This is a genomic window from Luteibacter sp. ME-Dv--P-043b (assembly GCF_030209605.1).
Taxonomy (GTDB): Bacteria; Pseudomonadota; Gammaproteobacteria; order Xanthomonadales; family Rhodanobacteraceae; genus Luteibacter.
Map to the genome: position 1 here is coordinate 19,710 of NZ_JARVRT010000006.1, position 13,665 is coordinate 33,374.

The 13,665-nt window shown below is 66.4% G+C and carries 13 protein-coding genes; 2 read left to right on the forward strand and 11 right to left on the reverse strand.

The genetic code is table 11. The features are described from left to right. Positions 1–105: 105 nt before the first annotated feature. Positions 106–1,497, reverse strand: coding sequence for a signal recognition particle protein (gene ffh, locus QRN34_RS03930; RefSeq protein WP_285402181.1), 1,392 nt, complete (start codon positions 1,495–1,497; stop codon positions 106–108). A gap of 129 nt (positions 1,498–1,626) precedes the next feature. Here ffh and ccsA point away from each other — a divergent pair, with 129 nt between their 5' ends. After that, positions 1,627–2,424 carry a cytochrome c biogenesis protein CcsA gene (ccsA, locus tag QRN34_RS03935; protein WP_285402183.1) on the forward strand — a complete coding sequence of 266 codons (798 nt, stop codon included), beginning with the start codon at positions 1,627–1,629 and terminating at the stop codon, positions 2,422–2,424. Positions 2,425–2,606: 182 nt separating this feature from the next. On the opposite strand, the gene radA is transcribed toward ccsA, so the two are convergent. The 10 genes from radA to QRN34_RS03985 form a co-directional block, all read right to left on the reverse strand. Next, complete coding sequence (gene radA / locus QRN34_RS03940; RefSeq protein ID WP_285402185.1) at positions 2,607–3,998, reverse strand: DNA repair protein RadA; 1,392 nt, start codon at positions 3,996–3,998, stop codon at positions 2,607–2,609. An 82-nt stretch (positions 3,999–4,080) separates the two neighbouring features. Then, the gene (gene alr / locus QRN34_RS03945) at positions 4,081–5,169 is read right to left on the reverse strand and encodes an alanine racemase (RefSeq protein WP_285402187.1); all 1,089 of its coding nucleotides are present in this window, start codon (positions 5,167–5,169) and stop codon (positions 4,081–4,083) included. A 109-nt stretch (positions 5,170–5,278) separates the two neighbouring features. After that, complete coding sequence (locus QRN34_RS03950; protein WP_285402189.1) at positions 5,279–6,247, reverse strand: CsgG/HfaB family protein; 969 nt, start codon at positions 6,245–6,247, stop codon at positions 5,279–5,281. Positions 6,248–6,549: 302 nt separating this feature from the next. Next, complete coding sequence (locus QRN34_RS03955; RefSeq protein ID WP_285402191.1) at positions 6,550–7,356, reverse strand: SGNH/GDSL hydrolase family protein; 807 nt, start codon at positions 7,354–7,356, stop codon at positions 6,550–6,552. After that, the gene (locus QRN34_RS03960) at positions 7,337–8,758 is read right to left on the reverse strand and encodes a replicative DNA helicase (protein ID WP_285402193.1); all 1,422 of its coding nucleotides are present in this window, start codon (positions 8,756–8,758) and stop codon (positions 7,337–7,339) included. The genes QRN34_RS03955 and QRN34_RS03960 overlap by 20 nt, the downstream gene beginning before the upstream one ends. Before the next feature lie 119 nt (positions 8,759–8,877). After that, positions 8,878–10,098, reverse strand: a complete 1,221-nt coding sequence (locus QRN34_RS03965) for an alginate export family protein (RefSeq protein ID WP_285402195.1) — start codon at positions 10,096–10,098, stop codon at positions 8,878–8,880. A gap of 277 nt (positions 10,099–10,375) precedes the next feature. Continuing rightward, a complete protein-coding gene (gene rplI / locus QRN34_RS03970; RefSeq protein ID WP_036142996.1) occupies positions 10,376–10,822 on the reverse strand; it encodes a 50S ribosomal protein L9 in 447 nt (148 codons plus the stop codon). Positions 10,823–10,937: 115 nt separating this feature from the next. Beyond that, positions 10,938–11,168, reverse strand: a complete 231-nt coding sequence (gene rpsR, locus QRN34_RS03975) for a 30S ribosomal protein S18 (protein ID WP_029214018.1) — start codon at positions 11,166–11,168, stop codon at positions 10,938–10,940. 15 nt (positions 11,169–11,183) lie between these two features. Continuing rightward, a complete protein-coding gene (gene rpsF, locus QRN34_RS03980; protein WP_036142999.1) occupies positions 11,184–11,606 on the reverse strand; it encodes a 30S ribosomal protein S6 in 423 nt (140 codons plus the stop codon). Positions 11,607–11,798: 192 nt separating this feature from the next. Then, positions 11,799–12,125, reverse strand: coding sequence for an iron-sulfur cluster assembly accessory protein (locus tag QRN34_RS03985; protein ID WP_285402202.1), 327 nt, complete (start codon positions 12,123–12,125; stop codon positions 11,799–11,801). A gap of 124 nt (positions 12,126–12,249) precedes the next feature. Between QRN34_RS03985 and asnS the strand changes: the two genes are divergently transcribed. Continuing rightward, entirely contained in the window at positions 12,250–13,653 is a 1,404-nt protein-coding gene (asnS, locus tag QRN34_RS03990) for an asparagine--tRNA ligase (protein ID WP_285402204.1), read from the forward strand. The last annotated feature ends 12 nt before the right edge of the window (positions 13,654–13,665 follow it).

Here is a 13,665-nt window from a genome sequence, read left to right on the forward strand (position 1 = left end):
ACGAGCTCCAGAATGCCGTATGCCGGCAAGGCGCGCGCGAGAAGCGGGCGCGGTAAACCCGGCATTTTAGCGAAAGTTACGAAAAAGGGAAGGGCTTTAGTGCGATCAGCGCATCGGCGGCATGCCGCCGCCCATGCCACCCATACCGCCCATGCCCTTCATGGCGCCGCGCATCTGGCGCATGAGGCCCTTGCTGCCGCCCTTGGACAGCTTGGACATCATCTTCTCCATCTGCATGAACTGCTTCAGCAGACGGTTGACGTCGGCCGGCTGCGTGCCCGAGCCGCGCGCTACGCGTGCCTTGCGCGATCCGTTGAGCAGATCGGGGTGGCGGCGTTCTTTCTTGGTCATGGAGCCGATGATGGCCACCATGCGCTTGAGTTCGTTGTCGTTGACCTTGGACTTGACGCTGTCGGGCAGGTTGCCCATGCCAGGTAGCTTGTCCATCAGGCCGGCCAGGCCGCCCATGTTGGACATCTGCTCGAGCTGGTCGCGCATGTCGTTGAGATCGAAGCGCTTGCCCTTCATGACCTTTTCGGCCAGTTTCTGGGCTTTCTCCTGGTCGACCTTGCGCTCGACTTCCTCGACCAGCGACAGCACGTCGCCCATGCCGAGGATGCGCTGCGCCAGGCGGTCCGGATGGAACGGCTCGAGCGCGTCGGATTTTTCGCCGGCGCCCAGGAACTTGATCGGACGGCCGGTGATGTAGCGCACCGACAGCGCGGCACCGCCGCGGGCGTCGCCGTCCGTCTTGGTCAGCACCACGCCGGTGAGCGGAAGCGCATCCGCGAAGGCCTTGGCCACGTTGGCGGCATCCTGGCCGGTCATCGAGTCGACGACGAACAGGGTTTCGATGGGATCGAGGGCACTATGCAGCGCCTTGATCTCGTCCATCATGGCTTCGTCGATGTGCAGGCGGCCCGCGGTATCGACCAGCAGCACGTCCATGACCTCGCGGCGGGCGGCCGCCACGGCGGCACGGGCGATATCGACGGGGTTTTGCCCGGCTTCCGACGGGAAGAAGGTGACTTCGACCTGCTCGGCCAGCGTGCGCAGCTGCTCGATGGCGGCGGGACGGTAGACGTCGCAGCTGACCACCATGACGCGCTTTTTCTTGCGCTCGCGCAGGAACCGCGCCAGCTTGCCGACGGTGGTGGTCTTGCCCGCGCCCTGCAGGCCGGCCATGAGCACGACCGCCGGCGGGGTGGCCGCCAGGTTCAGCTCGGTGTTGGCCTGGCCCATGACGGCCGTGAGCTCGTCGCTGACCACCTTGACCAGCGCCTGGCCCGGCGACAGGCTTTTGAGGACTTCCTGGCCGACCGCGCGCACCTTGACGCGTTCGATCAGCGCCTTGACCACCGGCAGCGCCACGTCGGCCTCGAGCAGCGCGATGCGCACCTCGCGCAACGTCTCGCGAATGTTTTCCTCGGTCAGCCGGCCGCGACCACGCAGGCGGTTGACGGTATCGGAGAGGCGATTGCTGAGCGATTCGAACATGGCGAGTCGTGCCGGAGATGCTGTAAACGACGGATTATAGCCCACTATGGGTACCGGACGCTCCGAACGCGCGCAAATGACAGCGTGTCGCATTCACGGCGCAAAGCGGCTATGCCACACTGCGTCGCCATGATCGTCACCACTTTCTCGCTGGTCGCCGTCGCCCTCTACCTGTTCGCCGCCGGTGCGCTCGCGCGGCCGCTGGCGACGGGCGGGCAGCCCCTTGCGCGCGTGGGGGCGTCGCTGGCCGGCGTGGCTGCCCTGGCCCATGGCGCGGTCCTGCTCAGCGCCCATCGCGGCACGCTGGACCTGCATTTCTTCGCCGCCCTGTCGCTGGTGGCCTGGATCGCCTCCGTGCTGACCTTGCTGGTCAACCTGTCACGGCCCGTCGCAGGGCTGGGCATCATCGTATTCCCGCTGGCGGCGATCTTCGTGGCCGTGGACGCGTTCCTCGCGCCGAAGACCGCGCCGGACAGCATGACCTGGCAGATCGAGCTGCACGTGACCATCGCCGTGCTGGCGTTCGGGCTGCTTTCGATCGCCGCCGCGCTGGCCATCCTGCTGGCGATCCAGGAACGGGCCCTGCGCCGCAGCCGGTTCGGGCACTGGCTGCGTGCCCTGCCCCCGCTCACCCTCACCGAGGTCCTGCTGTTCCGGTTGATCGCCGCGGGCTTCGTGCTGCTGACGCTCACCCTGGTGACCGGCGCGCTGTTCGTCGGCGACCTGTTCGGCCAGCACCTGGTCCACAAGACCGTGCTATCGATCGTCGCCTGGGTGGTGTTCGGCGTGCTGCTGTGGGGACGCTGGCGGCACGGGTGGCGCGGTATCCGGGCCGTTTACCTGACGCTGGCGGGGATGGGGATATTGCTGTTGGCGTTTTTTGGGACGAAGGCGGTGCTGGAGTTGGTGTTGCATCGGGTGGCGTGAGGGGGCTGGGCTTTGTGGATCGTTGCCGCCCTGGCTAAGGTGCCGCGTCAACGTCTTGTTGGCTTGTTGCCGCTCTAGCCAAGGTGCCGCGTCAACGCCTTGTTGGCTTTTCGCGCACAGCGTGCGCTCCTACGCGTTCGTTGCGGTTGCGGTTGCGGTTGCGGTTGCGGCGGGCGCTGGGGCTAGTCGCGGCTGGCGTCCAGGGCCTGGGAGAGGCGTTCTACCGCGATGACTTCCATGTCGCCGACACGGCCGCGCTTGGGGGCGTTGGCGGCAGGCACGACGGCACGCCGGAAGCCGTGGGTGGCGGCTTCCTTCAGGCGCTCCTCGCCGTTGGGCACGGGGCGGATCTCGCCCGATAGCCCCACTTCGCCGAAGGCGATGGTCTTCTCGGGTAGCGGTCGATCACGCAGGCTGGACAACACGGCCATGATCACCGGTACATCCGAAGCCGTTTCCTGCACACGGATACCCCCGACCACGTTGACGAAGACGTCCTGGTCGTAGGCGGCCACGCCGCCGTGACGATGCAGCACGGCCAGCAGCATGGCCAGCCGGTTCTGCTCCAGGCCCAGCACCACGCGGCGGGGATTGCCCAGCGACGACTGGTCGACCAGCGCCTGCACCTCGACCAGCAACGGGCGCGTGCCCTCGCGGGTGACCATGACCGCACTGCCCGGCGTGGGCCCGGCGTGGGAGGACAGGAAGATGGCCGACGGATTGGCGACCTCGCGCAGGCCTTTCTCGGACATGGCGAACACGCCCAGTTCGTTGACCGCGCCGAAGCGATTCTTGAAGGCGCGCAGCACGCGGAAGCGGCTGCCGGACTCGCCCTCGAAATAGAGCACCGCGTCGACCATGTGCTCGAGCACGCGCGGGCCGGCGATACCGCCCTCCTTCGTCACGTGGCCGACGAGGAACACCGAGGTGCCGGTTTCCTTCGCGAAGCGGGTGAGCTTGGCCGCGGACTCGCGCACCTGGCTCACCGAACCCGGCGCCGCCGTAAGCATTTCCGTCCAGATGGTCTGGATCGAGTCGATGACCAGCACGCGCGGGCGCGCGGTGGCCACCTGCTCGAGAATCCGTTCGATGCAGGTCTCCGCCAGCGCGTGCAGCGGCGCCAGCGGAAGATCGAGACGCTGCGCGCGGCCGGCCACCTGGCTTAGCGATTCCTCGCCGGTGACGTAAAGGCTGGGCAGCACCGCGCCCAGGGTGCCGAGCATCTGCAGCAGCAGCGTGGACTTGCCGATACCCGGATCGCCACCGATCAGCACGACGGAGCCATCGACCAGGCCACCGCCGAGGACGCGGTCGAGTTCACCGATACCCGTGTGGGTGCGCGCCTCGGCGGTCAGCAGCACCTCGGCGAGCGCCGTGATGCGCGGCGCACCGGCCGCGTCGCCCGCGTAGCCGCCGCGGCGTGCGCCGGGCGACGATACGGCGGCGGGCTTGGCCGGCTGCACGACGAACTCCGTCAGCACGTTCCACTCGTTGCATTCGGCACACTGCCCTTGCCACTTGCTGTGCTCGGCGCCGCACTGGGTGCATACGTAGGCGGTCTTGGCCTTGGCCATGGTCGGGGGCATTCCGTAAAAGGTAGGGAGCTGTATCGCACAGACGCGTCGCAGGGATCGATACGCCGACGCGGGCGGCCCTTCAGGTCTCGTCTTCGACGAACAGCACGCGGCGCGTCATGCCGCAGGTGAGGTCGTAGGAAATCGTACCCGCCGCGGCCGCGACCGTTTCCACGGGGAGGCCATCGCCCCATAGCGTGACGCGATCGCCGGTGCGGGCCGTGGGCACGCCACGCAGGTCGATCGTGATGAGATCCATCGACACGCGCCCGACCAGCGGCGCCGTGCAGCCGTTGATCCGCACCGGCGTACCGGCCGCGGCACTGCGCGGGTAACCGTCGCCGTAGCCGACGGCCGCCACGCCGATGTCCATGTCTTCCGGGCAGGTGTAGGTACCGTTGTAACCGACCCGCTCGCCCTTGCCGACACGGTTGATGGCGACCAGCCGCGTGGCCAGCGTCATGACCGGCCGGAAGCCGAAGTCGTCACCCGTCTTGCCCTCGACGACGGACAGCCCGTAAAGCAGACCGCCGGTACGCACCCAGTCGCCACGCGCATCCGGCCAGCCCAGCACCGCCGCGGAATTGGACAGTGCCCGTGGTCCGGCCAGGCCTTCCGTGCTTTGCCTGAACAAGGCGATCTGCCGCGCGGTATCCTCGTCGTCGAACGCCTCCGACGAGGCGAAATGCGTCATCAGCCCCAGCTCCGGATCGATCGCCGGCATGGCGGACAGGGCCGCGTGAATATCCCTGATCCGTGCGGGGTCGAAACCGAGCCGGTGCATTCCCGTGTCGACCTTGATCCATACGCGCAGGGAGCCGCGTGCCGGATCGGCCCGGGCCAGCCAGGGCAGTTGCGCGTCGTGATGGATCAGCGCGTCGAGGCCCAGCCGCTGCATTTCGGCGATGTCGGAGGGCGTATCGGGACCGGACAGCACCACGATGCGTTGACGATGGCCGGCGGCGCGCAGCCGGAGGCCATCGGCGATGGCCGCCACGGCGAAGGCCTCGGCGTCGTCGCCCAGCGCACGGGCGACACGCTCCAGGCCGTGACCGTACGCATCGGCCTTGACCACGGCCATGACCCTTGCGCTGCCGACCAGCGACCGGACACGTGCGAGGTTGTGGCGCAGCGCGCCCAGATGGATGGTGGCGACGGTGGTACGGCTCATGGCTCGACGGCGGCATGCCTGGCGGAAGTGACCGCACAGTCTAGTCGCATCGACCGGGCAACCGTAGGGCACGGGGATGGCGACCCCGGGACAGGGCCGCCATCCGGCGTTACTTGGCCAGGTCGAAATGTTCCGACGAGACCCAGCCACGGTTGCCGTGCTCGTCCTCCACTTCCCAGACCAAGCCGACCTTGTCGCCCGTCGGGTAGACCACCATGCCGGGATCAAGCGAGCGCACCGCCTTGCCCTTCATCGTTGACGTGGCGAACATGCGCGTCGCAACACGTACCGTGCCGGATTGCCGCGCGTTGGCTGCCGACGCATTGCCGGGCATGCCGCCCATTTCGTTGACCAGCTTGGTGTACGCATCGAGGTAGGCCATGGTGATGACCTGGCCGATGGTGGTGTTGGCGTAACCGCCGATACCGGCACCGCCGAGACTCTGGCTGCCGAACAGCGAACCGCGGGCGCCGAGGCCGATGTCGTTCTTCTCGCCGTGGCCTTCGGTCATGGCGACCTGCTCGGATGAGCGAACGTCCGTGACGGTGAGCACGACGTCGGATGTCTTGGAACTGATGTTGATCGCCCCCACCAGGCGGCCGGTGCTGCCGCCGATCAGGCCGCTGGCGAGCGCGCTGAGCGCGCTGCCGCCGGCATCCGCGTTGGCGGAGATCAGATCCGGCACCATCACATAATCCGCGGCCTTGACCTGCCCCTTGCCCACGTTGGCGCCGCCGCGCAGTTCGCCGCCCGCGGCCAGCGCCCGCTCGCGCATGGCGGCGCCCATGCCCATGCCACGATCGAGCAGCGTGAAGCAGCCGGACTTGTTGATGAACACCTTGATCAGCTTGGTGGGCGAAGGCAACTGCTGCTGGGTCCACCAGTGCACGTCGCCCTCCGGCTCGATCACCGAAATGGTGCCGAGCTTGCGGGCACAATGGGGAATGGCGGCGACTTTTTCCTCGTGTTGTTTCTGCGCTTTTGCCACGAGCGGATTGGCCGCCGTGCATCCGGAAAGCGAAAGAGTAAGGCCAAGCGCAAGCGACGCCACGCCGGCGTGTCTGATCGAAATGTCCATAGGTGATCCTGTTTTATGCCGTCAAACCAGGGCACGATGCTAGAGAACCGACCGGACGCAGTAAGTCAGTCGATACCCGGAAACAAAGCAGGGCGCTGGCGCGTCTGATGTACGCATGCTTCGGAGGAAACGCGTCCGCATGCGACGGGATGAAACCTGTCACGGCACGGAAGCGATCGCCGATATTCCATCAGCGCGGCATACCCGAATCCATTGGGCGATGTCTTAAAACAACGTGTCAGGCCGCGAGCCGCGCGGACCTTCGTTGAAGCGGCATGTCTAACCCGGAAGCACCGATCGGGCTACCGTCCGTCACGTGCCCCGCTATCGGCCAGCGCCTTCTCGACAGCATGCTCCGCCAACGGCGACATGACCGCGTATCCCTGTGCATTGGGATGCAGGCCGTCGTCACTGAGTTCGCGCCTGAGTGCGGCGTGGCCGTCGGTCATGGCCGGGGCGTAGTCGAGCAAAACAAGGTGCTGGCTGGCGCAGTACTGGCGAATCCACGCATTCAACGCACGGATGGTCGATGGCGGCCGGCGCACCGACTGATCCGCCACCACCCCATCGTGCACGGGAAGCAACGTCGACAGAACCACGCCAATACCATGGGCACGCGCCAGTTCGGTCATCGACGACAGGTTGTCCTCGATCATGCCCAGCGACGACGCACCGGTGTTGCCGGCGATATCGTTGGTGCCGGCGAGAATGACCACCACCGCCGGTTTCAGCGCGATCACGTCCGCGCGAAAACGCACCAGCATCTGCGGCGTGGTCTGCCCGCTGATGCCGCGATTGATATAGCCGTGCCCGGGGAAGAATTCGCCCACCGGGCGCCCCCAGAAATCGGTGATGGAGTCGCCGAAGAAGACCACGCGCTTCTCGCCCGGCTTCGGTGGCGGGTAGGTCGCGTTGTCCCGGGCGAAACGCGCCAGCAACGGCCAGTCGTTGAGGCGCTGCTCGATGTCCGCGCGCTGATCGACGGTGGGATGCTCGGGCAGTGTGATCTGTCCGGCGGCGGCTGACATGCCGGCATACAGGCACATCGACAGCCACGCCGCGGCCGCGATGACCCGGCGTGGCGCCGGATCAGTCGAACGAGCCCACATACGCATCCGGAGCCCAGTTCTCGAACTTGGTGTAATGCCCGAGAAAGGCCAGCTTGATCGTGTCCGTCGGACCGTTACGCTGCTTGCCGATGATGATCTCGGCCAGGCCCTTGTCGGGCGATTCCTTGTTGTAGTACTCGTCGCGGTAGATGAACATGATGACGTCGGCGTCCTGCTCGATAGCGCCGGACTCGCGCAGGTCGGACATCATCGGACGTTTATCGGCACGCTGCTCCAGCGAGCGGTTCAACTGCGACAGCGCAATCACCGGCACGTTGAGCTCCTTCGCCAGCGCTTTCAGCCCGCGGGAGATTTCCGAGATTTCCGTGGCGCGGTTTTCGCTGTTGCCCGGCACCTGCATCAGCTGCAGGTAGTCGATGACGATCAGGCCCAGGCCATGCTCGCGTTGCAGGCGGCGCGAGCGCGAACGCATTTCCACCGGCGACATGGCGGGCGTGTCGTCGATGAAGATCTTCGCATCCGACAGCATGGTGATGGCAGAGGTGACGCGCGGCCAGTCTTCCTCGGCCAGGTCGCCATTGCGCAGGTGCTGTGCGTGGACGCGACCCAGCGACGAGATCAGACGGAAGGCCAGCTGCGACGCCGACATTTCCATCGAGAACACCGCCACCGCCTTCTTGCCGCGCAGGGCGGCGGCTTCGGCGAGGTTGAGCGCGAACGCCGTCTTGCCCATCGACGGGCGCGCCGCGATGATCACCAGATCGGACGGCTGCAGGCCAGAGGTGAGTTCGTCCAGATCGGTGAAGCCGGTGGAAAGACCCGTCAGCTGGCCGCGCTTCTCGTAGCGTTCGGTCAGCATGCGGAAAGCCTCGCCCACGGCCTCGCGCACCGAGACGATGTCCTTCTTGCCACGCGCGCCGGATTCCGCGATGCGGAACACGCGCTGCTCCGCCAGCTCCATCACTTCCTGGACGCTCTTGCCTTCGGGGCGGAAGCCGTCCTCGGTGATCGACGTACCAGCGTCGATCAGCATGCGCAGCACGGATTTCTCGCGCACGATGTCGCCATAGGCGCCGATATTGGCGGCGCTGGGCGTGGAGTTGGCCAGTTCCATCAGATAACTGGCGCCACCGACCATCTCGGCCATGTCGTTGGCGGCGAACCAGTCGCCCAGCGTCACGGCGTCGCACGGCATGCCCTTGTTGGCCAGCTCGTTGATGGCGCGCCAGATCAGGCGGTGATCCTTGCGGTAGAAATCGTCGTCGGTGAGCTTGTCGGCCACCTTGTCCAGGGAATCCGGCGACAGCATCAGGCCGCCCAGCACGGCCTGCTCGGCCTCGATGGAGTTCGGCGGGATGCGCAGGGACTCGAACGCCGTGGGCTCGCGATCGCGGCGGCGCTTGCGATCGCCGCGATCGCCGCGTTCTGGATTGAAAGACATGGTTTACCTCGTCATACGTCGGCGCGTGACCCGGGCCCGGGTCGCCGTCCGGCCATGATACGCGCCCCGGTCGCAGGCGTTGAGAGGATAAGTCTGTGGATAACCTGTGGGCGAAACCGTCAGCGCGGCATGTCGCCGAAACGATACTGCCCGATCAGCCAGAGCTTGCGCTCGTCCACGCCGTGCCCGGCAGCCCGGTAATCGCCAAACTGGACATCCAACGAGAAGCCGTGGCCCAGGTCGGTCAGCACGCCGGCATCCAGTTCGCGACCCAGCACCGCCCCGCCCTCGTCCGCGACGAAGTGCCGCGAGGTGACCTGCCAGCCGATCTTCCGGCCGGCGTCGAGGGAGCCCAGCAGCCCGACGTAACGCTCGCGCAGGCCGCTGCGTGGGATACGGAATGCCACCACCCAGCCGTTGAAGGCGCGTGCCGCGCCATAGGCGACGTTGATGGCGTTGCGGCCGTTGCCGTCCAGCCGTTCCTCACCCAGCCGCAGCGACAGCGCGGGCACGCCCCAGGTGGCGTCGATGAGGTGGTAGCCGAGGCTGAACCGCGCGGGGTTGTTCGCATAGGCGTGCTGCCGCGCGGTGTCCGCCGTCCAGCCCAGGGCGGCGCCCGCGGGCCCCACGGCCGCACTGCCCGTCCAGCGCACGCCGACCGTCTTCACCGACTGGGCGGCCACGGTGTCGTTGCGGATGAAATAGCCGTAGGCGGAGAGCTTGCCGAGGGCCAAGTCCTGGTCGACGTGGAGCAGGTGGGCGTCCAGCTTCCATCGGCGCTGGTCACGGTCGTGAAAATCGTAGCCGAGCGTGCGATTGACCCTGCCGAGCCAGTAATAACGAAGCTCCGCGCCCTGCCAGGCCTTCCAGGTGACGCCGACGCCGTCGAACGACTGCAGGCTTTGCCGCCACGGGTTGTTGCTGACGAAGCGCCCCCCGTCCAGGCGGATGTACTGCCGGCCCGCGCGCACGGCCACATCGTCGTTGCGCCAAGACACCCAGGCATTGCTGATACCGGTGGAGGACGGGTCCGCCTCGGCCGGATACGGCGTGCGGCGCCCGGAGCCGTCGTCGTACTGCTGGCCGAACAACGACCATGTGCGACTGGCTTCGCCGTAGGCGCTCCATCCGTTGCCGATCCGCCAGTAATAACCGACCCGCGTGCGCAGGGTGTTGGCATGGCCGCGCTTCGGTGCCCCGTCGGAATGCAGGTTGCTGTAGCGATACCGCACGTCGAGATTGAACGGGCTTTCGACCGGCGCATCCGCGGCCCACGCCGACGCCCCACCCATCCAGCTACCGGCCATGCCGAGGCACGACCGCCACCACCACTTACGCATCCGACGCCTTCCATCCACCCACGGGACACCCGACTCTAGGTGGCGGCACGAGGCCGGCCAAGGCGGAGCGGACGGTTGACGCGCAAAACGGCGTCGCTACGCCGGTCGCCCTCGGCGAACGGCCGCGACGGCGTGCGTCGGGGCGAGGCGGAAGCCTGAGACATTACGCAATGCCGCACGCCGTCGCCTGCCATGGCAAGCCGGGACGACACGTCGCGCGGCACCAACGAAAACGGGCGCCACAAGGGCGCCCGTCGGGTATCGCGGTAACCGGTGCTTACGCGCCGATGACCTTGACCTTGACCATCTGCTGCACATCGGCGTGGAGGACGACAGTGACTTCGTACTCGCCGGTGTTGCGGAACGGGCCTTCGGCCTGGATCACTTCGCTCTTGTCGACTTCAAGACCCTTGGCGGTCAGGGCCTCGGCCACGTCACGCGGGGTGACCGAGCCGAACAGCTTGCCTTCCGGCGAAGCGTTGACTTCGATGGTGACCTCGGCGCCGTCGAGCTTGGCGGCACGACCCTCGGCACCGGACAGCTGGTCCTTGGCCTTGGCTTCGTACTCGGCACGACGTGCTTCGAACGCTTCGAGGTTGGCGGCGGTCGCGCGGGCGGCCTTGCCGGTCGGGAGGAGGAAGTTACGACCGTAACCCGGCTTGACGTTGACCTTGTCGCCGAGGTTGCCGAGGTTCTTCACCTTCTCGAGGAGAATGAGTTCCATGGGTATTTCCTATCGTTTCGTTAGCACGGGATGGGCCCCATGCAGCCAGGACGGTTGTCCGAAATAAAACGTGTGACGCCGGACGCCCTCCCCTGTTCAGGGAGGGCTACCGCGATCAGACGTCGTGGTTGTCGGTGTACGGCAGCAGCGAGAGGAAGCGAGCGCGCTTGATCGCGGTCGCCAGCTGGCGCTGGTAGCGGGCCTTCGTGCCGGTGATGCGGCTAGGGACGATCTTGCCGTTCTCGGTCACGTACTGGCGGAGGGTGTTGAGATCCTTGTAATCGATCTCTTTGACGCCTTCGGCGGTGAAACGGCAGAACTTGCGGCGGCGGAAGAACTTTGACATGGCTGTGATCCCCGATTAGTCGTCGCTGTCGCGATCGTTGTCGTTGTCGCGACCACCGCGGCGGTCGTCGCCGTCGCTGTCGTCGTCACGGCGACGCGAACCCTTCTGTTCATCCTTTTCCTTGCTCTTGAGGATGAAGGACGGCTCGGTGTCGGCCTCGTCACGACGGACGACCAGGTGGCGCAGCACGGCATCGTTGAAACGGAAGCCCGTCTCGAGCTCGTTCAGGGCGTTCTGCGAAACCTCGATGTTCAGCATCACGTAGTGAGCCTTGGCGAGGTTTTCGATCGGGTAAGCCAGCTGGCGGCGGCCCCAGTCTTCGAGACGGTGGATCGTGCCGTTGTCGCCTTCGATCAGCGCCTTGTAGCGCTCGATCATGGCGGGCACCTGTTCGCTCTGGTCCGGATGGACCAGGAACACGACTTCATAATGACGCATGGTGACTCCTTGTGGATGCACCCCTTACGGGGATGGCAGCCTCCCGTTCGTACGGTGAGGCAAGAAGACCCCTCCTTGGGGAAGGGCCAGCCGCCTATTGTAGGGAGAAACCGGGGGGTGTCGCAACCGGGGCGGCACGGGTGGCCTGTGAGGCGTGTATCGCCGACATCGTCGGCTCCTACGGGGAGGGCTTCAGGCGACGGTGAACGACTCGCCGCAACCGCATTCGCCCGTGGCGTTCGGGTTGTGGAACACGAAGGAGGCGTTCAGGCCCTGGCGCTGGAAGTCGATCAGGGTACCGTCGACCAGCGGGAGGCTGGTGGGATCGACCACGACACGGATGCCGTCGATATCGAGCACCTGGTCCTCGGCGGCGATGGCGCCGGCCAGGTCGACCACATAGCCGAAGCCCGAGCAGCCCATCCGCTTGACGGAAAAGCGCACACCGGCGGCCTGCGGCGCCCGGGACAGGAAGCTGCGCATGCGTTCGGAGGCGGCGGGAGTGATCTGGATGCTCATGAGTTCGTTTTATTACCGTGGTATACCCGGGAACGGTGCCGTTCACCCGACCCTTACATTATCATGCAAGGTCGTGTCCTACGCGCCAGCTTTAAATGCGGCGCCTTTTCCGGAGTTTCAATCGATGACGGTGGTAAGCGTCAAGCAGGCCCTCGCCGGCGGCACGGCCGCAGGCGAACACGAGGTGACCGTCCGCGGCTGGGTGCGCACCCTGCGCGAGTCCAAGGGTGGCCTCTCCTTCGTCAACGTGAGTGACGGCTCCTGCTTCGCGCCCATCCAGGTGGTCGCCACGGCCGATCTCGCCAACTACGAGACCGAGGTGAAGCACCTGTCCGCCGGCGCCGGCGTCATCGCCACCGGTCGGCTGGTGCCCTCGCAGGGCAAGGGCCAGGCCTTCGAGATCCAGGCCACGCGGGTGGAAGTCACCGGTTTCGTCGAGAACCCGCTCACCTACCCCATCCAGCCCAAGCAGCACTCGATGGAGTTCCTGCGCGAGGTGGCCCACCTGCGCCCGCGCACCAACCTGTTCGGCGCGGTGACCCGCGTGCGCCACACCATGATGACGGCGATCCACCGGCTGCTGACCGAGCAGGGCTTCTTCTGGATCAACACGCCGATCATCACCACGTCCGACGCCGAAGGCGCCGGCGACATGTTCCGCCTGTCCACCCTGGACCTGGCCAACCTGCCGCGCGACGACAAGGGCGGCATCGACTGGCGCAAGGATTTCTTCGGTCGCGAGGCCTTCCTGACCGTGTCCGGCCAGCTCAACGTCGAGGCCTACGCCCTGGCCATGAGCAAGGTGTACACCTTCGGGCCCACCTTCCGCGCCGAGAACTCGAACACCACCCGCCACCTGGCGGAGTTCTGGATGGTCGAGCCGGAGGTGGCCTTCGCCAACCTGGACGACAACGCCGACCTGGCCGAGCTGTTCCTCAAGGGCATCTTCAAGGCGGTGCTGGACGAACGCCAGGACGATATGGCCTTTTTCGCCGAGCGCGTGCAACCGGACGCCATCACCCGGCTGGAGGCGTTCATCGCCAAGCCGTTCGAGCGCATCCAGTACACCGAGGCGGTCGAGATCCTGCAGAAGTGCGGCAAGTCGTTCGAGCACCCGGTGGCCTGGGGCATCGACCTGCAGACCGAGCACGAGCGTTACCTCGCCGAGGAACATATCGGCCGTCCCGTGGTCGTCATGAACTACCCCGAAGAAATCAAGGCGTTCTACATGCGGCTCAACGACGACGGCAGGACGGTCGCGGCCATGGACGTCCTTGCACCGGGCATCGGCGAGATCATCGGCGGTGCCCAGCGTGAAGAGCGCCTGGACTACCTCGACCGCCGCATGGACCAGTTCGGCCTCGATAAGGACGTCTACAACTGGTATCGCGACCTGCGCCGCTACGGCACGGTGCCGCACGCCGGCTTCGGCCTCGGTTTCGAGCGCCTGCTGGTGTACGTCTGCGGCCTGGCCAACATCCGCGATGCCATTCCCTATCCCCGTGCCGCAGGAAGCGCCGAGTTCTGACGAGCTTCCCTG

Excerpts from the sequence above, each read along its gene's own strand:
- QRN34_RS03955 (WP_285402191.1), bottom strand. The coding sequence starts at position 7,356 with ATGTGGGCTCGTTCGACTGATCCGGCGCCACGCCGGGTCATCGCGGCC.
- rplI (WP_036142996.1), bottom strand. The coding sequence starts at position 10,822 with ATGGAACTCATTCTCCTCGAGAAGGTGAAGAACCTCGGCAACCTCGGC.
- rpsF (WP_036142999.1), bottom strand. The coding sequence starts at position 11,606 with ATGCGTCATTATGAAGTCGTGTTCCTGGTCCATCCGGACCAGAGCGAA.
- ffh (WP_285402181.1), bottom strand. The coding sequence starts at position 1,497 with ATGTTCGAATCGCTCAGCAATCGCCTCTCCGATACCGTCAACCGCCTG.
- radA (WP_285402185.1), bottom strand. The coding sequence starts at position 3,998 with ATGGCCAAGGCCAAGACCGCCTACGTATGCACCCAGTGCGGCGCCGAG.
- ccsA (WP_285402183.1), top strand. The coding sequence starts at position 1,627 with ATGATCGTCACCACTTTCTCGCTGGTCGCCGTCGCCCTCTACCTGTTC.
- alr (WP_285402187.1), bottom strand. The coding sequence starts at position 5,169 with ATGAGCCGTACCACCGTCGCCACCATCCATCTGGGCGCGCTGCGCCAC.
- rpsR (WP_029214018.1), bottom strand. The coding sequence starts at position 11,168 with ATGTCAAAGTTCTTCCGCCGCCGCAAGTTCTGCCGTTTCACCGCCGAA.
- QRN34_RS03985 (WP_285402202.1), bottom strand. The coding sequence starts at position 12,125 with ATGAGCATCCAGATCACTCCCGCCGCCTCCGAACGCATGCGCAGCTTC.
- asnS (WP_285402204.1), top strand. The coding sequence starts at position 12,250 with ATGACGGTGGTAAGCGTCAAGCAGGCCCTCGCCGGCGGCACGGCCGCA.
- QRN34_RS03960 (WP_285402193.1), bottom strand. The coding sequence starts at position 8,758 with ATGTCTTTCAATCCAGAACGCGGCGATCGCGGCGATCGCAAGCGCCGC.
- QRN34_RS03965 (WP_285402195.1), bottom strand. The coding sequence starts at position 10,098 with ATGCGTAAGTGGTGGTGGCGGTCGTGCCTCGGCATGGCCGGTAGCTGG.
- QRN34_RS03950 (WP_285402189.1), bottom strand. The coding sequence starts at position 6,247 with ATGGACATTTCGATCAGACACGCCGGCGTGGCGTCGCTTGCGCTTGGC.